Here is a 19,116-nt window from a genome sequence, read left to right as displayed (position 1 = left end):
CGCGCAGGCCGCTGCACCAACAGCGCAAATCCGTGCACGCAAATGAAAAAGCGCTGTTGGATTCCGTCCAACAGCGCTTTGGGGTCCGGGCACTTTGTGCCTCGATTGTCTCCTCGTTCTCCACCTGCAAATTCGTTTCGCGGTGCATCAGAACTAGGGTGAATCTTAAAGAGGCTTAAGCACCACGACAACTTAGCATTTACCCCTATGGTGCATCGCCGCACGAAAATGGGGCACTAGTCTGCCGCACGGCACCGGCCCGAGCCCGCTCCTGCGCCCTTCCGGAGCATGCCGGATGGTGCTTCGCATCAACGCCCGGTGACGCGCGCCGCACGCATTCAGGACGCCCTGAGCGGCTTGATCCGCGCGACCATTTCACCGACGATGCCGCGCCGGAATGCGAGCACGCATGCGATGAAGATCAGTCCGGTGACGATCGTCGCCGATTCGCCGAGCGAATGGAACCACCCGACGCCCGTCGTCGACGCGAGCCATTCGCCGATGTCGCCGAGCCGGTCTTCCAGCGCGACGATCAGCGCCGCGCCCAGCAGCGGCCCGAACAGCGTGCCCATCCCGCCGACGAGCGTCATCAGCACGACGAGGCCCGACATCGTCCAGTAGGCGTCCGACAGCGTCTCGAAGCCGAGCACGAGCACCTTCAGCGAGCCGGCCAGCCCCGCGATGCCCGCCGACAGGATGAACGCGAGCAGCTTGAAGCGGTCGGTGTCGTAGCCGAGCGAGATCGCGCGCGCTTCGTTCTCCTTGATCGCGACGAGCACCTGGCCGAACGGCGAATGCACGACCCGCACGATGAACGCGCACGCGGCGACCACCACGGCCAGCACGACGTAGTACAGCGCGACGTCGTTCGACAGGTCGAGCAGCCCGAACAGGCGGCCGCGCGGCACGCCCTGCAGCCCGTCCTCGCCGTGCGTGAACGGCGCCTGCAGGTAGATGAAGTAGACCATCTGCGCGAACGCGAGCGTGATCATCGCGAAGTAGATCCCCTGCCGCCGGATCGCGAACAGCCCGACGACGAGCCCGAGCAGCGTCGCGGCAACGGTGCCGACCAGCACGCCGAGCTCCGGCGTGAAACCGAGCGTCTGCATCGAATAACCGGTCGCATAGCCGGCGGTCGCGAGGAACATCGCATGGCCGAACGACAGCAGCCCCGTATAGCCGATCAGCAGGTTGAACGCGGCCGCGAACAGCGCGAACGTGAGCACCTTCATCACGAACACCGGATACGCGCCGATGAACGGCGCGGCGAGCAGTGCGGCGAGCAGCACGCCGTAGAGCACTTTTCTCTGCATCATTTTTCCTTGCCGAAGAGGCCCGCCGGGCGGAACAGCAGCACGATCGCCATGATCACGAACACGACCGTGGCCGACGCTTCGGGGTAGAACACGCGTGTGAAGCCCTCGATCACGCCGAGCAGCAGGCCCGTGACGATCGAGCCGAGGATCGAGCCCATCCCGCCGATCACGACCACCGCGAACACGGTGATGATCATCGGCTGGCCCATCAGCGGCGACACCTGGATCACCGGCGCGGCCAGCACGCCCGCGAACGCGGCGAGCGCGACGCCGAAGCCGTAGGTGAGCGTGATCATCATCGGCACGTTCACGCCGAATGCCTCGACGAGCTTCGGGTTCTCGGTGCCCGCCCGCAGATACGCGCCGAGGCGCGTCTTCTCGATCACGAACCACGTCGCGAGACATACCGCGAGCGACGCGACCACCACCCACGCGCGGTAGTTCGGCAGGAACATGAAGCCGAGGTTGGTGGCGCCCGACAGCTGCGACGGCACGTCGTACGGCTGGCCGGACGAACCGTAGATCGACCGGAACACGCCTTCGACGACCAGCGTGAGCCCGAACGTGAGCAGCAGCCCGTACAGGTGATCGAGCTTGTACAGCCAGCGCAGCATCGAGCGCTCGATCAGGATCCCGAACGCACCGACCAGCAGCGGCGCGATCACGAGCATCGCCCAGTACGGCAGCCCGAAATACGACAGGCCCATCCACGCGAGCATCGCGCCCAGCATGAACAGCGCGCCGTGCGCGAAGTTGATCACGTTGAGCAGCCCGAAGATCACCGCGAGCCCGAGGCTCAGGATCGCGTAGAACGAGCCGTTGACGAGCCCGAGCAGCAACTGGCTCAGCATCGCCGGCAACGGAATGCCAAAGATTTCCATCGACTTAGCCGTCAGAATGAGTTTCGTTGCGCGCGCAACCTTCATGCAGCGCGTGCGCGGGCGGCGCAGCGGGCACATCGCTGCGGCCGCCACCGAGCGGCGCGCCCGCGCGCGCCGCTACGCCCTGCCTACTTCCACAACGCGCAGCGCGTTTCCTGCTTGGTCCCGAACGCCTGCTCGCCCGGAATCGTCGCGAGCACCTTGTAGTAATCCCACGGCTCCTTCGATTCCGCCGGCTTCTTCACTTCCATCAGGTACATGTCGTGGATCATGCTGCCGTCCGTGCGGATATAGCCCTTTGCGTAGAAGTCGTTGATCTTGATCTTCTTCAGCTCGGCCATCACCTTGTCGGAGTCGGTCGTACCGGCGGCCTGGACTGCCTTCAGGTAGGTCGTCACCGACGAGTAATCGGCCGCCTGCAGGCTCGACGGCATCTTCTTCATCTTGCCGAAGTAGCGCTGCGCCCACTGGCGCGACGCCGCATCGCGGTTCCAGTACCAGCTGTCGGTCAGCACCAGGCCCTGCGTCGTCTCGAGGCCGAGGCTGTGCACGTCGTCGATGAACATCAGCAGCGCGGCGAGCTTCATCGTCTTCGTGATGCCGAATTCCTTCGCGGCCTTGATCGAGTTGATCGTGTCGCCGCCCGCGTTCGCGAGGCCGAGGATCTGCGCCTTCGACGATTGCGCCTGCAGCAGGAACGACGAGAAATCCGATGCCGACAGCGGGTGGCGCACCGCGCCGAGCACCTGGCCGCCGTTCGCCTTCACGACGTCCGACGTGTTCTTCTCGAGCGCCTTGCCGAATGCATAGTCGGCGGTCAGGAAGAACCACGACTTGCCGCCCTGCTTCACCACCGCCGAACCGGTGCCCTTCGCGAGCGCCATCGTGTCGTACGCGTAGTGGACCGTGTACGGCGTGCACTGCTCGTTGGTCAGCGTGTCGGCGCCCGCGCCGATGTTGATGTAGACCTTCTTCTTCTCGGCCGCGACCTGGTTCATCGACAGCGCGGTGGCCGAGTTCGTGCCGCCGACCAGCAGGTCGAGCCCGCCGCGGTCCATCCATTCGCGCGCCTTCGACGCGGCGATGTCGGCCTTGTTCTGGTGATCGGCATAGACGACCTCGATCGGCTTGCCGAGCACCTTGCCGCCGAAGTCGGCCACTGCCATGCGGATCGCCTCGAGGCCGCCCTGCCCGTCGATATCCGCGTAAAGCCCCGACATGTCGGTGATGAAGCCGATCTTCACGGTATCCGCCGCGTGTGCGGCGCCGGCGGTGAGCGCGGCGGTCGCGAGTGCGAGACAGGCCTGTGCGAGGGTCTTCATTTTCATTGACGTCTCCTGTTGTTCTGATGCGTTGTGGTTGTTCGAGGGCCGCCACGGCTAGCGGCAAGGGAAACGGGGCGGCGTCACACCCCGAGCAGGTCGTGCAGGGTCGGCATCTTGCTTTCCAGTTCGGCCGCCTGGAAATGCTCGACGATGCTGCCGTGCTCCATCACGTAGAACCGGTCGGCGAGCGGCGCGGCGAACCGGAAATTCTGTTCGACCATCACGATCGTGTAGCCGCGCGCCTTCAGCGCGACGATCATCCGCGCGAGCGCCTGCACGATCACCGGTGCGAGGCCTTCGGAGATCTCGTCGAGCAGCAGCAGGTTCGCGCCGGTGCGCAGGATCCGCGCGACCGCGAGCATCTGCTGCTCGCCGCCGGACAGACGCGTGCCCTGGCTCTGCCGGCGCGACGCGAGGTTCGGGAACATCGCGTAGATCTCGTCGATCGGCATCGCGTGCTCGCGCGGCCCGATCAGCGGCGGCAGCAGCAGGTTCTCCTCGCACGACAGGCTCGAGAAGATCCCGCGCTCCTCCGGGCAGTAGCCGATGCCGTAATGCGCGATGCGGTGCGTCGCGAGGCCGATCGTCTCGTTGCCCGCGACCTTGATCGACCCGCTGCGGCGGCCCGTGAGGCCCATGATCGCGCGCAGCGTCGTCGTGCGGCCCGCGCCGTTGCGGCCGAGCAGCGTGACGACTTCACCGCGATGCACCGTCAGGTCGACACCGTGCAATATGTGGGATTCCCCGTACCAGGCCTCCAGGCCCGTGATCTCCAGCGCGGGCGTACCGCTTTCGACGCCGCTCAATTCGCGTTCCTCCCGTTCGCTGTGCTTCATGCGTGCGCCCCCGCGAGCGCCGCGTCGGCGCTGCCCATGTAGGCCTCGATGACGAGCGGATTCTTCGACACTTCCGCATACGAGCCTTCGGCCAGCACCTCGCCGCGTTGCAGGACGGTGATCGTGTCGGAGATGCCCGCGATCACGTTCATGTTGTGCTCGACCATCAGGATCGTGCGGCCGCTCGCGACCTTCTTGATCAGCGCGGTCACGCGATCGACGTCCTCGTGGCCCATCCCCTGCGTGGGCTCGTCGAGCAGCATCAGTTCGGGCTCCATCGCGAGCGTGGTCGCGATCTCCAGCGCGCGCTTGCGGCCGTACGCGAGCTCGACGGTCGGCACCTGCGCGAAATCGGTGAGGCCGACCTGCGTGAGCAGGTCCATCGCGCGGTCGTCGAGCCGCTTCAGCGTGCGTTCGCTGCGCCAGAAATGGAATTCGGTGCCGAGCGCGCGCTGCAGGCCGATGCGCACGTTCTGCAGCGCGGTCAGGTGCGGAAAGACGGCCGAGATCTGGAACGAGCGGATGATGCCGCGCCGCGCGACCTGCGCGGGCCGCTCGTCGGTGATGTCGATGCCGTTGAAGACGATCTGGCCGGCCGTCGGCGTCAGGAATTTGGTGAGGAGGTTGAAGCAGGTGGTCTTGCCCGCGCCGTTCGGTCCGATCAGCGCATGGATCGCACCGCGACGCACACGCAGGTTCACGCCGTTGACGGCCGTGAAACCCCTGAATTCCTTGGTCAGTCCGCGTGTTTCCAGAATCGTGTCGCCGAGAATCATGTTCCCTTCCGTACGAAGTCAGGCGAAGCACCGGGAAGATTCGCGAGAAGCGTCCGCGAAACAGGTCAGCGGATGAGCGGGCTGCCCCGGGCGCCGTGTTACGCCTCGAGGGTGGTCTCCCGCGCCGACGCGTATGCACACTGCGCCACATTGTCTCGCCGTTGGTGCAGTGCAATCATCGGGATTTGCACTTATAGGGCTGGCCGCCCTGTCGCACGCGGCTGTGCACGGTTTTGCACGCTGTTTTTTTGACACGTGCATCATCGTGCGTTGACCATCCGCACGGCCCGGCTCGCATGCAACAAAAAAGCCGTGCGGCTGCACGGCTTGCATGGATCTTGCGGGACGAACCGACGGTATTCGCTGCTATCGGCACCCTCGCACCGCTGCTGCAACAGCAGTTTGTTTCGCATATCGAATCAGCGGGCGTCATCATGACAGCCCGCTGTCGTGCGTGTCAGCGTTCCGTCACGCGGCTGTCACCGCCTGCTCCGTGCGCACCGGTGTCGCTTCGCGCGCCGCGCGGCGATCGGCACGAATCATGTCGCTCGCGCGCTCGGCGATCATCAGCGTCGGCGAATTAGTGTTGCCCGACGTAATGAACGGCATCACCGATGCATCGACGATTCGCAGCCCGGCGACGCCACGTACGCGCAGCCGGCTGTCGACCACCGCGCGCTCATCGTCGGCACGCCCCATCCGGCAGGTGCCGACCGGATGGAAGATCGTCGTGCCGACGGCGCCGGCCGCCTCGATCAGCTCGGCTTCGCTTCGATACTGCAGGCCCGGCAGGATTTCCGCCGGCCGATAGCGCGCGAGCGCCGGCGCGGACGCGATCCGGCGCGTGAGCCGCAGCGCGTTCGCGGCGACGTGGCGATCGTGATCGGTCGACAGATAGTTCGGTGCGATCGCGGGTGCCGCGCCCGGATCGGCGCTCGCGATATGCACGCTGCCGCGCGACGTCGGCCGCAGATGGCACACGGACGCCGTAAACGCGTTGAAGCTGTGCAGCGGCTCGCCGAAGCGCTCGAGCGACAACGGCTGCACGTGGTATTCGAGATCGGGGCGCGTGAGCGCGGGATCGTCGGGATCGGATTTTGCGAACGCGCCGAGCTGCGACGGCGCCATCGACATCGGCCCGCGCTGCAGCAACGCATATTCGGCGCCGATCATCAGCTTGCCCCACCAGTGCGCGGACAGCGTGTTGAGCGTGCGCACGCCTTCGACGCGAAACGCCATCCGCAATTGCAGGTGATCCTGCAGGTTTTCGCCGACGCCCGGCAGATCCTGCACGACGTCGATGCCGAGCGCCTGCAGCCGCCGGCCATCGCCGACACCCGACAGTTCGAGCAGCTGCGGCGAATTCACCGCGCCGGACGTCAACAGCACCTCCGAACGCGCCCGCGCGACGTAATCCGTGCCGCCGCCGTGGTATTCGACGCCGACCGCGCGCCGCCCGTCGAAGATCACGCGCTGCGCCTGCGCGCCGGTGATCACGGTCAGGTTCGGGCGCGCCATCGCGGGCCGCAGGAACGCCTTCGACGTATTCCAGCGCACGCCGCGCTTCTGGTTCACCTCGAAATAGCCGACCCCGGCATTGTCGCCGCGGTTGAAATCGTCGGTTGCCGGGATGCCCGTCTGCTGCGCGGCCTGCGCGAACGATTCGAGGATCTCCCAGCGCAGCCGCTGCTTCTCGACACGCCAGTAGCCGCCCGCGCCGTGCGCGTCGCTCGCGCCCGCATGGTGATCCTCGCTGCGCTTGAAGATCGGCAGCACGCTGTCCCACGACCAGCCGGCGTCGCCGGTTTCCTGCGCCCAGCTGTCGTAATCCTCGCGCTGGCCGCGCATGTAGATCATTCCGTTGATCGACGAGCAGCCGCCGAGCACCCGGCCGCGCGGATACGACAACGCCCGCCCGTTGAGCGCGGCTTCGGGTTGCGTCTTGTACAGCCAGTCGGTGCGCGGATTGCCGATGCAATACAGATAGCCGACCGGGATGTGGATCCAGTGATAGTCGTCCTTGCCGCCCGCTTCGAGCAGCAGCACGTGGATGTCGGGATCCTCGGTCAGGCGGTTCGCGAGCACGCAGCCCGCGGTGCCCGCGCCGACGATCACGTAATCGAATTCGCCTTCTAGCGTGCGTTGGGTAGTCACGGTTTGTCTCCTGTCACGCGGGGCAACGCCGCGCGTCATTTTCAGCATAGTGCGCCGCGAGCCGCGCTTGCGGCCCCGCGCCACGACCGATGAAGCGTACTCCGGCCGCCGGCCGCCGATCCAATGAGTTATGCTGAACTGCGTTATAAGCTGCGCTCATATCACGACGATGGATCTCACCCTGCTCCGCGCGTTCGCGACGGTCGCGCGCGAAGGCAACCTGACGCGCGCCGCCGCGCAGCTGCACCTGACGCAGCCGGCGGTCAGCCTGCAGATCAAGCATCTGCAGGAAACGCTCGGCGTCACGTTGTTTACGCGCACATCGCGCGGCCTCGCGCTCACGCGCGACGGCCAGACGCTGCTGCCGCATGCGGAACGTGCGCTCGCCGCGGCCGCCGACGTGCAGCGCGCCGCTGCTGCGCTGCGGCACGAGGTGCGCGGCCGGCTGCGGATCGGCACGATCCTCGACCCGGGCTTCCTGCGGCTCGGCGGCTTCCTGCGCGCGCTCGTCGAAACGCATCCGCAGATCGAGACGGCGCTGCGGCACGGGATGTCGGGCTGGGTGATCGAACAGGTGCGCACGCAGGCGCTCGACGTCGGCTACTACATCGGCCGGCCGGGCGAGGACGATCCGCTCGACGGCGCACTGTTCCACACCGTCACGCTCACGCATTTCCAGTACCGCGTACTCGCGCCGGCCGGCTGGAAGGAGCGCGTGCAGCGCGCACACGACTGGCGCGCGCTTGCCACGCTGCCGTGGATCTGGACGCCGCCGGCGTCCGCGCACCACCGGCTGCTGTCGCGGCGCTTCGCGGAGGCCGGCGCGCAGCCGCTCAAGGTGGCCGAGGTCGACCAGGAGCAATCGATGCTCGACCTCGTCAAATCGGGGATCGGATTGACCCTCGCGCGCGACTCGACCGCGCTGGCCGAAGCGCACGCGCATGCGCTGACGATCGTCGAGCCCGTGACGGTGCCGACCGAACTGACGTTCGTGACGCTCGCCGAGCGGCGCGACGAACCGGCGATCGCGGCGGCGCTGCGACTGATCGAAGCGCAGTGGGCGATATGAGTGCTGCTGATAGCGCTGCGGCTGGCCGCGCACCGGGCGTCAACACCCGACACATCGCTGGTCGGCAGCCGGCGACCGTGCAGGCCCTCACGCGTGCATGAATGGGGAAATCACGGGGGCCGAGCCTCCCGGCCGCGGCGTGTCGCCGCGTCCCGCCGGTCGTCACGCCACCTTCGCGGGCTTTTTGCTAGATTGTGCGTTCGCACACCGCGAGACCCCGATTGAAGGAGACCCGCATGGCCCGCAACATCGAGATCAAAGCCCGCGCCCGCGAATTCGACCAGCTGCGCGAACAGGCGGCCAGGCTCGCGACCGAAGCGCCGCTGTTCTATCGCCAGCAGGATTTCTTCTATGACGTGCCGCGCGGCCGGCTGAAGCTGCGCCGCTTCGAGGACGGCACGCCGGCCGAACTGATCTTCTACCAGCGCGACGACCGCGACGGCCCGAAGGCGTCGTACTACACGCGCAGCCCGGTGACGAACCCCGACGCGATGCACGCCCTGCTCGCCACCGCGCTGACCACGCGCGGGATCGTGACGAAGGAACGGCACGTGTACCTCGCGGGCCGCACGCGCATCCACCTCGACCGCGTCGACGGCCTCGGCGATTTCATCGAGCTGGAAGTCGTGCTCGGCCCCGATGACGACGAAGCCGGCGGCGAAGCCGAAGCGCACGACGTGTTCGCGAAGCTCGGCGTGTCGCAGGACGACCTCGTCGCCGTCGCGTACGTCGACCTGCTGAACGCCGACACGCCGCAAGAAGCGGCCTGATCCGGCCCTGCCCCGAGGCGGCGCAACCCGCGCCGCCTTAACCCTTGCCGCCGCGCGGTGGCCGCGTCAGGCGGCGCCGGGCGCCAGGTGCGCGAGCGGTAGCGCGCCGTTGCGCTTGAAGGTCGTCAGCACGATGTTCGAGCGCACGCTGTCGACACCCGGCACGCGCATCAGCTTCTTCATCACGAACTGCGACAGCGCGTTCAGGTCGGGCGCGACGATCCGCAGCAGGTAGTCGGCATCGCCCACCACCGCATGGCATTCGAGCACTTCGGGCAGCACGTCGATCTGCTGCTGGAACTGCTCGATGATCGAGTCGCCGTGGTGCTTGAGCTTGAGGCTCGTGAACGCGGTGACGCCGAGCCCGAGTTTTTCGGGGCGCAACATCACGCGGTAGCCTTCGATCACGCCGGCCGCCTCGAGCCGCTGCAGCCGCCGGCCGATCTGCGACGGCGACAGCGGCACCTCCTCGCCGAGCTGCTGATGCGTCGCGCGGCCGAAGCGCTGCAGCACGTCCAGCAGCGCGAGATCGAAGTGATCGAGTTCCAGCATGAGCATTCTCCGCATTGATTCGTGATTTGATGCGCGATTATCGCATCATCGAGCGAATCAACGCCAACTATGCGCCCATTCCGCGCGCAGCCCGCTCTACACTTGCATGGTTCCCAACCGCCACGTGCAGAGCCAGATCATGTCCACCGTCGTCACCGCGAAACTGCAGGAGCAGTTCGATGCGGGCCTCGAAACCCGCGCCGATTTCACCATCGACCAGCCGCTCGCGCGTTACGGCCAGGTCGACCACGCGGTGTGGAAGCAGCTCTATGCACGCCAGTCGGCGCTGCTGCGCGGGCGCGCCTGCGACGCATTCGTCGCGGGGCTCGGGAAGATCGACCTGCCGGCCGATCGCGTGCCGTCGTTCGCTGACGTGAACCGCCAGTTGAAGCCGGCAACGGGCTGGCAGATCGTCGCGGTGCCGGGCCTCGTGCCCGACCGCGTGTTCTTCGAGCATCTCGCGAACCGGCGCTTCCCCGTCACCTGGTGGATGCGCCGTCCCGACCAGCTCGACTACCTGCAGGAACCCGACTGCTTCCACGACCTGTTCGGCCACGTGCCGCTGCTGATCGACCCGGTGTTCGCCGACTACATGCAGGCGTACGGCCGCACCGCGCTCGCGGTCGCCGACGATGAAGCGGCGCTGGCGCGCCTCGCGCGACTCTACTGGTATACGGTGGAATTCGGGCTGATCCGCGATGCGCGGGGCACGAACGGGCTGTCGATCTATGGCGCCGGGATCGTGTCGAGCAAGGGCGAAAGCCTGTACAGCCTCGAAAGCGCGGCGCCGAACCGGCTCGGCTTCGACCTCGAGCGCGTGATGCGCACGAAGTACCGGATCGACACGTTCCAGAAGACCTATTTCGTGATCGACGATTTCGCGCAGCTGTTCGCGCTCGCCGACGTCGACGGCCGTGCGCTGGCTGACCGGCTGGCGGCACTGCCCGAGTTCGCGGCCGGCGCGGTGCTCGAGACCGATCGCGTGCTGCATCGCGGCACGGGCGACGGCTGGCCCGACGACGCGGACGCGTGACGCTCGAGGGGGCCGGAACCAGCCTCTGCCGGCCTCCCGATCGCCTTCCCCGGATACCCGTCGCCGGTCGCCCGTCCCCGGATGCCCGTCCCACAACTATGAAACAATGACCGATGCCGGCTTCGCCGCGCGGCGCAGCCGCGCGCGGGCGCCGTTACCGACCGAGAGGTGCAAGATGATCCACAAGCTCACATCAGAAGAACGCAAGACCCGGCTCGAAGGCCTGCCGCTCTGGACGGCCGTACCGGGCCGCGATGCGATCCAGCGCAGCCTGCGCTTCGCCGATTTCAACGAAGCATTCGGCTTCATGACGCGCGTCGCGATCAAGGCGCAGGAAATGAACCACCATCCGGAATGGTTCAACGTGTACAACCGCGTCGACATCACGCTGTCGACCCACGATGCCGACGGCCTGACCGATCGCGACATCGAACTGGCGCTGTTCATCGACCGTGCCGGCGCGCACGCGCAACCGGCCGCCTGAGGCCTTCCTCTACCGCCGCGCGTCTTTCGATGCGCGGCGCGTCAACTTTTCATTTCGATGAACGTTTTCTAGGATGTAGTCAGCGAAAGCCTTCAGCTTTCCAAGCCATCCTTAAGGCGCACGTAAGTCTCGTACGCATTCCGTGCCTTGGGGTCCAATCCTTCCAGTTGTAGCGCGCTTTCGCGCTGTACAATCAGCAGCGCATACGGCTTGGAGAGCGCGCTGGCCTCTTCGCAGAGTTTGAGTTCGTCGCCGCTCGACGGCGAGCGGGCGCGCCAGAAATTGATCGCGGCTTCTAGGTCGTTGATCGAAATATCGGACATGTTTGGATTTAATCGTTCGCTGGCCGCCATGCTTGATGTCAGGTGTTGCGGCGCCCCTGTGGAAACGGCGTCGTGCTGTCCGCGTGCCTGAACCGCCAACCCATTGTACTTGAGCGAACTTCATGCGACTCCTTCTGATCGAAGACGACCGCCCCATCGCACGCGGTATCCAGAGCAGCCTCGAGCAGGCTGGCTTCACCGTCGACATGGTGCATGACGGCATCTTTGCCGAACAGGCGCTGGCACAGAACCGCCACGAACTCGTGATCCTCGACCTCGGCCTGCCGGGCATCGACGGGATGACGCTGCTCACGCGCTTCCGCCAGACCAACCGCCACACGCCCGTCATCGTGCTGACCGCACGCGACGAGCTGAACGACCGGATCCAGGGCCTGAACTCCGGCGCCGACGACTACATGCTCAAGCCGTTCGAGCCGGCCGAGCTCGAAGCGCGCATCCGCGCGGTGATGCGCCGCAGCGGCCCGCACAGCGACATGCCGCGTCCGGAAGTGTCGCTCGGTGGCGTCCGCCTGTCGGGCGTCGACCGCCGCATCTTCAACGACGACAAGCCGCTCGAACTGTCGCCGCGTGAATTCGCGGTGCTCGAGATGCTGCTGCTGCGTCACGGCCGCGTCGTCAGCAAGGCCCAGCTGCAGGATCACCTCACGCACTTCGGCGGCGATCTCGGCGACACCGCGATCGAAGTCTACGTCCACCGCGTGCGCAAGAAACTCGAGCAGTGCCGTGTCGAAATCGTCACGGTGCGCGGCTTCGGCTACCTGCTGCAGGAAATCCGCCAGACGGCGAGCGTCTGAGCGGCACCGCACGCCGGGTGGCCGCGTGCCGCCCGCGTGTGCGCGCTGCTCCGCGTCGCCGCCCGGCGCACGACCGCGCCGCTCCTCGTGAGCGGCGCTTATCCATTTGCCCGTCCAAATGTCTCCTGATCCGGCTGTGACCACCAGCCTGCGCCGCTCGCTGCTTCGGCGCCTCGCCGCCCCGCTGTCGATGCTCGCGCTGATGAGCGGCCTGATCGCCTACTGGCTCGCGTGGCAATACACGCAGCACGTGATCGACCGCTCGCTCGCCGATCTCGCGACCGCCATCTCCAAACAGATCCAGATCGCCGGCCCCGACGCGCCGTTCACGGTGCCGCCGCTCGCGCAGGCGATGTTCTCCGATCCCGCCGAAGCACTGATCTACCGGATCAGCGACGGCGAACAGGAACTCGCTGGCGATCCGAAGCTGCCGCTGCAGGGGATCAACGTGCGCCGCATGCATCACGCGTACGTGTTCGAGGCCGAATACGACAACCGCGCGGTGCGGGTGGCGCAGGTGCGCGTCGACGACGTCGAAGGCGGCAAGCCGATGGTCGTCGAGGTCGCGCAGCCGGTGCGGCACCGCTACCGGATCGCGGCCGAATTCCTCGTCGCGATCATGATGCCGCTGCTGCTGCTGCTGCTCGCGGGCTGGGGCATCGTGTGGCGCGTCGTCAACCAGCAGCTCGGCCCGCTCACGCACCTGGCCGATTCGCTGAACCGGCAGACCCACACGTCGCTGGAACCGGTCGACGAAACCGAGGTGCCGCTGGAAATCCGGCCGCTGACGAGTGCGATGAACGCGCTGCTCGGCCGCCTGAAGACCGCGCTCGACGCGCAGCGCAAGTTCATCGCCGATGCCGCGCACCAGTTGCGCACGCCGCTCACGGCCGTGAAGCTGCACGCGGAGCAGGCAGCCGTCGCGCGCGACCCGCACCAGACCTTCGCCGCGGTGCGCGAACTGCGCGCGGCTGCCGACCGCGCGGTGCGGCTGTCCAACCAGTTGCTGTCACTCGCCCGGGCGGAGCCAGGCGAACAGGCCGCGCGATTCGTCGACGTCGACCTCGCGGCGATGGCGTTCGAGACGGGTGCCGAGTGGGTGCCGCGCGCGCTTGCGTCGCACGTCGACCTCGGCTTCCAGCGCACCGACGATCCGGGTGACGACGAGAAGCTGGTCGTGCGCGGCAACCCCGTGCTGTTGCGCGAGGTGATCGCAAACCTGCTCGACAATGCGCTGAAGTACGTGCCGCTCGCGCGGCCGGACGGCGCACGGATCACGGTGAACGTTGCGCGCGGCGCACTCGAGGACGGCCAGCCGGCCGCCGAGATCGTCGTCGAGGACAACGGCCCCGGCGTGCCCGCCAATCAGCAGGCCGACCTGTTCAAGCGCTTCTTCCGCGGCGACGCGCAAAGCGGCAACGGCGTCGAGACGGGCGCCGGGCTCGGCCTCGCGATCGTGCACGACATCATCGCGATGCACGGCGGCACCGTCTCGTACGAGGATGCATCGGAAGGCGGCTCGCGCTTCGTGGTGAGGGTGCCGCTGGTTGCGCACACCGAGAAGCCGGCCAGCGAAACACCGGCCGCCGCGTCGACGCACTAAGGATCTGAGGGACTCGCGGCGGGCGGCCGCCGAGCGGGCCGCACGCCGGATGAGGAAGGCGGAAAACACGGCTGCGCGACGCGCGCAGCCATCCGCTGAAACAACAACGGCAGCGCACGATGCGCCGCCGCCTGCGTCACTTCTTGCTTTTCTTGTCCTTCGACCGGGACTCGGACTTGCCGTCCTTCTTGTCCTTCTTCTTTTTCTTCTTGCCGCCCTCGTCGGACGTCGCGAGCAGCGTGCCGCGGCACGACGCCGCGCCGCAATGGCACGCGTACTCGCGCTTGAGCGTCTTCGTCAGCTTCGCGTCGATCACGAGGCCGTAGTCGTAGAACAGTTCCTCTTCCGGCCCGATGTCGCGCAGCGCGTGGATGTACACGCGGCCTTTGACTTCCTCGGCTTCGCAGTTCGGCGCGCACGAGTGATTGATCCAGCGCGCGCTGTTGCCGTCGATCTTGCCGTCGATCACCCCGCCCTCGTCCAGTGCGAAGTAGAACGTATGGTTCGGTTCGCTCGGGTCGTGCGGGTGGCGGCGCAGCGCCTCCTTCCACGAAATTCGTTCGCCCTTGTATTCCACTACGCGCTCGCCGGCCTTGATCGGCGCCACGGCGAACACGCCCTTGCCGTGTACTCCCGAGCGGCGCACCGCGATCCTGCGTGAACTCATCGAACGAATCCTTGTGAAGACGACTTGAATGGAAGACGGCCGTGGTCACGGCCTGGCGTCGCGCAAAACGAAAACGCGGCACCGGTGGGTGCCGCGTCGGGGCATGCGGCGAATCACCCGCATCCTACACGTTCACGATTGCTTCGTTCAACATCACACGCAATATTGCGCGCGCGGTGCTCAACGCTGGCCGAATGCGATGTCGCCGAACAACGCCTTGTGCTCGCGCGGCTGCGAGCGCCAGTATTGCGGCGGCGCCGTCACCTGCGCGCCGAGCTCGGCCGCCGCATGCCACGGCCAGCGCGGGTCGTACAGCATCGCACGCGCCATCGCGACGAAATCGGCATCGCCTGCCTCGATGAGCCGGTTCGCATGCGCGGGCTCGTTGATCAGGCCGACGGCGATCGTCGGCATGCCGACCGCGCGCTTCACCGCCTGCGCGAACGGCACCTGGTAGCCGGGCGACAGCGGAATCTTCTGCAGCGGCGACACGCCGCCGGACGACACGTCGATCCAGTCGCAGCCGCGACGCTTCAGTTCGTGCGCGAACGCGATCGTATCGTCGAGTTCCCAGCCGCCTTCGACCCAGTCGGTCGCGGACACGCGCACACCGACCGGCCGATCCTCTGGAAACGCCGCGCGCACGATCTCGAAGATCTCGAGCGGAAAGCGCATGCGGTTTTCGAGCGAGCCGCCGTATTCGTCGGTGCGCTGGTTCGCGAGTGGCGACAGGAACTGGTGCAGCAGGTAGCCGTGGGCCGCGTGCACCTCGATCGCGTCGATGCCGAGCCGTGCAGCCCGCTTCGCCGACGCCGCGAACGCTTCGCGGATCCGGTTCAGGCCCGCGGCATCCAGTGCGAGCGGCGGCGTCTCGCCATCCTTGTGCGGCACGGCCGACGGCGCATGCGGCAACCAGCCGCCGTCGGCGACGGACACGAGCTGACCGCCCTGCCACGGCACGTTGCTCGACGCCTTGCGCCCCGCATGCGACAACTGCATCGCGATGCGGATCGGCGAATGCTTGCGGATCGCGGCCAGCACCGGCTTCAGCGCGGCTTCGGCCGCGTCGTCCCAGAGGCCGAGGTCGCCATGCGTGATGCGCCCGTCGGGTTCCACCGCGGTCGCCTCGATGCAGAGCAGCCCCGCGCCCGACAGCGCGAGATGGCCGAGGTGAATCATGTGCCAGTCGGTCGCCTCGCCGCGTTCGGCTGAATACTGGCACATCGGGGAGATCACGATCCGGTTCGGAAGGGTCACGCCACGCAGCGTGAACGGGGAAAACAGCGCAGTCATGGAAGCCGCTCGCCAGGAAGGGAAAGAGCGAACGAGCGTAGCACGCAGGCGGCCAGCGTGCAGATGGCGCGTCCGGCAGTAAGCGGATGGTCAGGTACGGCACGCGGCAGGTGGCCGGCAATGGAGATAAGGCGGCGCATACGGCGATGCGCCGGCCTGCAACGCATGCGGGCCGGGCATCCTGTTCACGGCCAGCGGCGGCGCCGCTGGCGGCGTCAGAGTCCGACGCTGTCGAGCCACTCCGCGAACATGCGTCGCGCGGCCGCCTCGAGCGCCGGGCCGTGCTGCGCGGTATCGGCGCGCAACTGGCACGCGTCGATGCCGGGCGTCGCCGCGATTTCGCCGGCGTTCGCGATCAGCCACGGTTCGAAACGGTCGGTGCGGATTTCCGGATGGCATTGCAGCGCCAGCACGTGCTGGCCCCATGCGAATGCCTGGTGACGGCAGGCCGCGGTCGAGGCGAGATGAATCGCCCCGCCCGGCAGGTCGAACGTGTCGCCATGCCAGTGCAGCATCGACGTCGCCGCACCATCGAGATGGCGCAGCGGCGATGCGCGGCCGGCATCGGTGAGCGTCAGCGGCGTCCAGCCGAGTTCGTGCTGGGCAGCCGGATAGACACGCGCCCCGAGCGCCCGGGCGATGAACTGCGAACCGAGACAGATCCCGAGGATCGGCAACCCGGCGTCGATGCGCTTGCGCACGAGCGCCGCGAGCGGCGCGATCGTCGGATACTGCGCATCGTCGTACACGCTGAGCGGCCCGCCGAGCACGACGAGCAGCGACGGCTCGAGCACGTCGAGCACCTCGACCCGCGACGACCCGACGTCGACGTAGCGCACCCGCCGGCCCCGTTCGCCGAGCACCTGCTCGAAGCTCCCGAGATCCTCGAAATGCACGTGGCGGATCGCCACGACTTCAGCGTTCATCATCGGCCTCCCGGTCGATCGACGGACGTCAGCCTGCGAAAATCTTCCAGGTCTTCTTCTGCGTCGCCGCGTCGGCCTCTTCCTGCACCGAGCAGTCGAGACGCAGATCGCTGTCGGACATCGAGATGTCGAGCGCCGCGCAGTGATGCACGGTCTTCTTCGACAGCTTGCCCGGCTGGAAGTGAGCGCACGTCAGGCACATGCGCTGCGGCGGCGTCGCACCGGCCACCTGCAGTTCGCGCAGCGTCTTCAGCAGCGCGCGATACAGTGCGCCCTGCTCGTCCGCGCCGAGCTTGCCGACCGCTTTCGTCAGGAATTCAGGCCATTGCAGCGCCTTCTTCGCGGCCGTCCGGCCACGGGCCGACAGGCGCACGGCCAGCGCGCGGCCGTCGTCCAGCGCACGGCGCTTCTCGACGAGACCCTTCGTTTCGAGCGTGCTCACCGCATCGCTCGTGGTCGCCGCGGTCAGCTGCGTCTCGCGCGCGATCTCGCCGAGCCGCATCGGGCCCTTGCGCTGCAGCAGCAGCACGAGAATCTCGCCCTGCGTCGGCGTGAGGCCTGCGCCTTCCGCCCAATCCCATGCCTGGCTTCGCATGGCCGTACTCAACCGCAGCAGGCTGTGGGTCACACGTCCCGAAGCCTGATTCCCGTAAACGCCTTCGCTCATAGTCTTTTCGCTTTGCCGCCGCCCGGTTTGCCGAGCGGCCGTAGTGTGGAGATCGAATGTCTATCTCAAAACAGACATGCTCTTGCGAGTATGTCAGCACGGCCGTCGCGAGGGCACACGCGGCGGTCGCGTTCGCGGCGACCGGTAAGACACTCGACGTTCCGGTGTCCGCAAAGCCGACATTCTAAGCGAGAGCGGAAAATCGCACAGCTAAGTTATCCCCTTCATTCTGTGGAAAATCACTGGATAACCAAGATTTTTCGTTGTGCCAGCAATGTCGAACGACCGCCAAACGGTGCGCAACGGCATTTTCCTGTTCGGATCGGCCATCGGGCCCACCGCAATGATCCACCGGGTTATCCCGTGCACAGATCGTTGACTTTGCAGCGGAATATCCGGTTATCCACAGATTTTCGGGACAACCGGCAACGATTTCGGCGGCAATCGGGGCCGCCGGTCATTCAGTGAATCGCGACTCGGTCGACCCCGTAATCTGCAAAACATTTTTTCACTCGCGCCAACGTAAGCACTGCTGGCGGACCGTCTCATTGAGCGATTTTTCCTGTTTGAAAACGGTTCTCAACCACGATGCGTCGTTCACGCGCGCCTTCGCGAGCGCGCCGATCTCGTCGAGCGCCGCGCGCGAACCGAGCGCGGCCGCATGCGGCGCGATCCGGTCGAGCGTGTCGAGGATGTCTTCGGCGATCGTGCGGCGCTCACCCGTCTGAGGATTCACGCAGGTGCCCTCGAGCCCGAAGCGGCACGCCTCGAAACGGTTGAACGTGTACACGAGGTAGTCGTCCTCGGACAGCTTCAGCGGCCGGTCGGTCAGCAGGTAGCGCGCGAGCGTCTGGATGTAGCAGGCGATCGCCGCCGCGCGGTCGACCGACAGCGGCGTGTCCATCACGCGCACCTCGATCGTCCCGTAGCCGGGCTTCGGCCGGATGTCCCAGTAGAAGTCCTTCATCGAGTTGACGACGCCGGTGTTCACCATCTTCGTGAAGTACTCCTCGAAGCTGTCCCAGGTCAGCACGAACGGCGCGCGTCCCGACAGCGGGAACGCGAACACCGAATTCAGGCGTGCCGAATGGAAGCCGGTGTCGACGTTCTGCACGAACGGCGACGACGCGGACAGCGCGATGAAGTGCGGAATGAAGCGCGACATCGAGTGCAGCAGGAACAACGCGCTGTCGGGATCGGGGCAGCCGATGTGCACGTGCTGGCCGAACACGGTGAACTGCTTGGCGAGATAGCCGTACAGCTCGGAGATGTACTGGAAGCGCGGCGCATCGTAGATCTGCCGGTCGCTCCATTGCTGGAACGCATGCGTGCCGCCGCCGGCCAGCCCGACGTTGAGCTGGTCGGCCGCCTTCACCAGCACGTCGCGGATCGCATGCAGCTCGCTCACCGCCTGCTCGTGCGAATGGCAGATGCCGGTCGACAGCTCGATCATGCTCTCGGTGATTTCCGGCGTGATGTTGCCCGGGAAGGTCTCGCCCTGGATCAGGCGCATCAGGTCGGAGGCCGCTTTGGTCAGGTCGTAGTTGTGCGTGTTGACGACCTGGATCTCCAGTTCGACGCCGAACGTAAACGGCTCGGAATTGACGAAGGTTTCGAGTGCCATGG

The 19,116-nt window shown here is 66.7% G+C and carries 19 protein-coding genes; 6 read left to right on the top strand and 13 right to left on the bottom strand.

The window, feature by feature from the left end; genetic code table 11:
- Positions 1-338 precede the first annotated feature (338 nt).
- The 6 genes from CFB40_RS00390 to CFB40_RS00365 form a co-directional block, all read right to left on the bottom strand.
- Positions 339-1,313 (bottom strand): branched-chain amino acid ABC transporter permease, encoded by a 975-nt coding sequence (locus CFB40_RS00390; RefSeq protein WP_174974714.1) that lies wholly within the window; start codon positions 1,311-1,313, stop codon positions 339-341.
- Positions 1,313-2,197, bottom strand: a complete 885-nt coding sequence (locus CFB40_RS00385; RefSeq protein ID WP_089424140.1) for a branched-chain amino acid ABC transporter permease — start codon at positions 2,195-2,197, stop codon at positions 1,313-1,315. Before CFB40_RS00385 ends, CFB40_RS00390 begins: the two co-directional genes overlap by 1 nt.
- A 128-nt stretch (positions 2,198-2,325) precedes the next feature.
- Positions 2,326-3,525, bottom strand: coding sequence for an ABC transporter substrate-binding protein (locus CFB40_RS00380; protein WP_089424139.1), 1,200 nt, complete (start codon positions 3,523-3,525; stop codon positions 2,326-2,328).
- 77 nt (positions 3,526-3,602) lie between these two features.
- Complete coding sequence (locus CFB40_RS00375) at positions 3,603-4,358, bottom strand: ABC transporter ATP-binding protein (RefSeq protein WP_089424138.1); 756 nt, start codon at positions 4,356-4,358, stop codon at positions 3,603-3,605.
- Positions 4,355-5,134, bottom strand: a complete 780-nt coding sequence (locus CFB40_RS00370; RefSeq protein WP_021160426.1) for an ABC transporter ATP-binding protein — start codon at positions 5,132-5,134, stop codon at positions 4,355-4,357. Before CFB40_RS00370 ends, CFB40_RS00375 begins: the two co-directional genes overlap by 4 nt.
- A gap of 468 nt (positions 5,135-5,602) precedes the next feature.
- Positions 5,603-7,288 (bottom strand): GMC family oxidoreductase, encoded by a 1,686-nt coding sequence (locus CFB40_RS00365; protein WP_089430399.1) that lies wholly within the window; start codon positions 7,286-7,288, stop codon positions 5,603-5,605.
- 169 nt (positions 7,289-7,457) lie between these two features.
- Here CFB40_RS00365 and CFB40_RS00360 point away from each other — a divergent pair, with 169 nt between their 5' ends.
- The gene (locus tag CFB40_RS00360; protein ID WP_089424136.1) at positions 7,458-8,357 is read left to right on the top strand and encodes a LysR family transcriptional regulator; all 900 of its coding nucleotides are present in this window, start codon (positions 7,458-7,460) and stop codon (positions 8,355-8,357) included.
- A gap of 236 nt (positions 8,358-8,593) precedes the next feature.
- The gene (locus CFB40_RS00355) at positions 8,594-9,127 is read left to right on the top strand and encodes a class IV adenylate cyclase (protein WP_089430398.1); all 534 of its coding nucleotides are present in this window, start codon (positions 8,594-8,596) and stop codon (positions 9,125-9,127) included.
- Between the two features lie 66 nt (positions 9,128-9,193).
- Here the strand turns inward: CFB40_RS00355 and CFB40_RS00350 are convergent, their stop codons facing one another.
- Positions 9,194-9,679: an Lrp/AsnC family transcriptional regulator gene (locus CFB40_RS00350; RefSeq protein ID WP_006408082.1), complete on the bottom strand. Its 486-nt coding sequence runs from the start codon at positions 9,677-9,679 to the stop codon at positions 9,194-9,196.
- Positions 9,680-9,818: 139 nt separating this feature from the next.
- Here CFB40_RS00350 and phhA point away from each other — a divergent pair, with 139 nt between their 5' ends.
- Together phhA and CFB40_RS00340 are read left to right on the top strand one after the other, a co-directional pair.
- Positions 9,819-10,712, top strand: a complete 894-nt coding sequence (gene phhA / locus CFB40_RS00345) for a phenylalanine 4-monooxygenase (protein ID WP_089430484.1) — start codon at positions 9,819-9,821, stop codon at positions 10,710-10,712.
- A 175-nt stretch (positions 10,713-10,887) separates the two neighbouring features.
- Positions 10,888-11,196, top strand: a complete 309-nt coding sequence (locus tag CFB40_RS00340; protein ID WP_089424290.1) for a 4a-hydroxytetrahydrobiopterin dehydratase — start codon at positions 10,888-10,890, stop codon at positions 11,194-11,196.
- Between the two features lie 92 nt (positions 11,197-11,288).
- Here CFB40_RS00340 and CFB40_RS00335 read toward each other — a convergent pair whose 3' ends face one another.
- Complete coding sequence (locus CFB40_RS00335; RefSeq protein WP_039351485.1) at positions 11,289-11,519, bottom strand: DUF3717 domain-containing protein; 231 nt, start codon at positions 11,517-11,519, stop codon at positions 11,289-11,291.
- A gap of 122 nt (positions 11,520-11,641) precedes the next feature.
- Between CFB40_RS00335 and CFB40_RS00330 the strand changes: the two genes are divergently transcribed.
- Together CFB40_RS00330 and CFB40_RS00325 are read left to right on the top strand one after the other, a co-directional pair.
- The gene (locus tag CFB40_RS00330; RefSeq protein ID WP_006401494.1) at positions 11,642-12,334 is read left to right on the top strand and encodes a response regulator; all 693 of its coding nucleotides are present in this window, start codon (positions 11,642-11,644) and stop codon (positions 12,332-12,334) included.
- 118 nt (positions 12,335-12,452) lie between these two features.
- Complete coding sequence (locus CFB40_RS00325; RefSeq protein WP_089424135.1) at positions 12,453-13,937, top strand: sensor histidine kinase; 1,485 nt, start codon at positions 12,453-12,455, stop codon at positions 13,935-13,937.
- A 136-nt stretch (positions 13,938-14,073) separates the two neighbouring features.
- Here the strand turns inward: CFB40_RS00325 and CFB40_RS00320 are convergent, their stop codons facing one another.
- The 5 genes from CFB40_RS00320 to CFB40_RS00300 form a co-directional block, all read right to left on the bottom strand.
- Positions 14,074-14,604, bottom strand: coding sequence for an SET domain-containing protein (locus tag CFB40_RS00320; protein ID WP_089424134.1), 531 nt, complete (start codon positions 14,602-14,604; stop codon positions 14,074-14,076).
- A gap of 180 nt (positions 14,605-14,784) precedes the next feature.
- Positions 14,785-15,897 (bottom strand): NADH:flavin oxidoreductase/NADH oxidase, encoded by a 1,113-nt coding sequence (locus tag CFB40_RS00315; RefSeq protein ID WP_089430397.1) that lies wholly within the window; start codon positions 15,895-15,897, stop codon positions 14,785-14,787.
- Between the two features lie 215 nt (positions 15,898-16,112).
- Positions 16,113-16,823, bottom strand: a complete 711-nt coding sequence (locus CFB40_RS00310; RefSeq protein WP_089430483.1) for a glutamine amidotransferase — start codon at positions 16,821-16,823, stop codon at positions 16,113-16,115.
- A gap of 28 nt (positions 16,824-16,851) precedes the next feature.
- Positions 16,852-17,490, bottom strand: coding sequence for a MarR family winged helix-turn-helix transcriptional regulator (locus CFB40_RS00305; protein ID WP_027788730.1), 639 nt, complete (start codon positions 17,488-17,490; stop codon positions 16,852-16,854).
- A 508-nt stretch (positions 17,491-17,998) separates the two neighbouring features.
- Positions 17,999-19,114: a YbdK family carboxylate-amine ligase gene (locus CFB40_RS00300; protein WP_006490006.1), complete on the bottom strand. Its 1,116-nt coding sequence runs from the start codon at positions 19,112-19,114 to the stop codon at positions 17,999-18,001.
- Positions 19,115-19,116: the final 2 nt, after the last annotated feature.

Source organism: Burkholderia sp. AU31652 (assembly GCF_002223155.1).
Taxonomy (GTDB): domain Bacteria; phylum Pseudomonadota; class Gammaproteobacteria; order Burkholderiales; family Burkholderiaceae; genus Burkholderia.
Note: the sequence above shows the minus strand (reverse complement) of the source record. Positions and strands in the feature narration are given on the sequence as shown.

What these genes read in the sequence shown, in the direction of transcription:
- CFB40_RS00380 (WP_089424139.1), bottom strand. Translation starts at nt 3,525, where the DNA reads ATGAAAATGAAGACCCTCGCACAGGCCTGTCTCGCACTCGCGACCGCC.
- CFB40_RS00340 (WP_089424290.1), top strand. Translation starts at nt 10,888, where the DNA reads ATGATCCACAAGCTCACATCAGAAGAACGCAAGACCCGGCTCGAAGGC.
- CFB40_RS00350 (WP_006408082.1), bottom strand. Translation starts at nt 9,679, where the DNA reads ATGCTGGAACTCGATCACTTCGATCTCGCGCTGCTGGACGTGCTGCAG.
- CFB40_RS00300 (WP_006490006.1), bottom strand. Translation starts at nt 19,114, where the DNA reads ATGGCACTCGAAACCTTCGTCAATTCCGAGCCGTTTACGTTCGGCGTC.
- phhA (WP_089430484.1), top strand. Translation starts at nt 9,819, where the DNA reads ATGTCCACCGTCGTCACCGCGAAACTGCAGGAGCAGTTCGATGCGGGC.
- CFB40_RS00360 (WP_089424136.1), top strand. Translation starts at nt 7,458, where the DNA reads ATGGATCTCACCCTGCTCCGCGCGTTCGCGACGGTCGCGCGCGAAGGC.
- CFB40_RS00385 (WP_089424140.1), bottom strand. Translation starts at nt 2,197, where the DNA reads ATGGAAATCTTTGGCATTCCGTTGCCGGCGATGCTGAGCCAGTTGCTG.
- CFB40_RS00370 (WP_021160426.1), bottom strand. Translation starts at nt 5,134, where the DNA reads ATGATTCTCGGCGACACGATTCTGGAAACACGCGGACTGACCAAGGAA.
- CFB40_RS00390 (WP_174974714.1), bottom strand. Translation starts at nt 1,313, where the DNA reads ATGCAGAGAAAAGTGCTCTACGGCGTGCTGCTCGCCGCACTGCTCGCC.
- CFB40_RS00330 (WP_006401494.1), top strand. Translation starts at nt 11,642, where the DNA reads ATGCGACTCCTTCTGATCGAAGACGACCGCCCCATCGCACGCGGTATC.
- CFB40_RS00335 (WP_039351485.1), bottom strand. Translation starts at nt 11,519, where the DNA reads ATGTCCGATATTTCGATCAACGACCTAGAAGCCGCGATCAATTTCTGG.
- CFB40_RS00310 (WP_089430483.1), bottom strand. Translation starts at nt 16,823, where the DNA reads ATGAACGCTGAAGTCGTGGCGATCCGCCACGTGCATTTCGAGGATCTC.
- CFB40_RS00375 (WP_089424138.1), bottom strand. Translation starts at nt 4,358, where the DNA reads ATGAAGCACAGCGAACGGGAGGAACGCGAATTGAGCGGCGTCGAAAGC.
- CFB40_RS00315 (WP_089430397.1), bottom strand. Translation starts at nt 15,897, where the DNA reads ATGACTGCGCTGTTTTCCCCGTTCACGCTGCGTGGCGTGACCCTTCCG.
- CFB40_RS00355 (WP_089430398.1), top strand. Translation starts at nt 8,594, where the DNA reads ATGGCCCGCAACATCGAGATCAAAGCCCGCGCCCGCGAATTCGACCAG.
- CFB40_RS00320 (WP_089424134.1), bottom strand. Translation starts at nt 14,604, where the DNA reads ATGAGTTCACGCAGGATCGCGGTGCGCCGCTCGGGAGTACACGGCAAG.
- CFB40_RS00325 (WP_089424135.1), top strand. Translation starts at nt 12,453, where the DNA reads ATGTCTCCTGATCCGGCTGTGACCACCAGCCTGCGCCGCTCGCTGCTT.
- CFB40_RS00305 (WP_027788730.1), bottom strand. Translation starts at nt 17,490, where the DNA reads ATGAGCGAAGGCGTTTACGGGAATCAGGCTTCGGGACGTGTGACCCAC.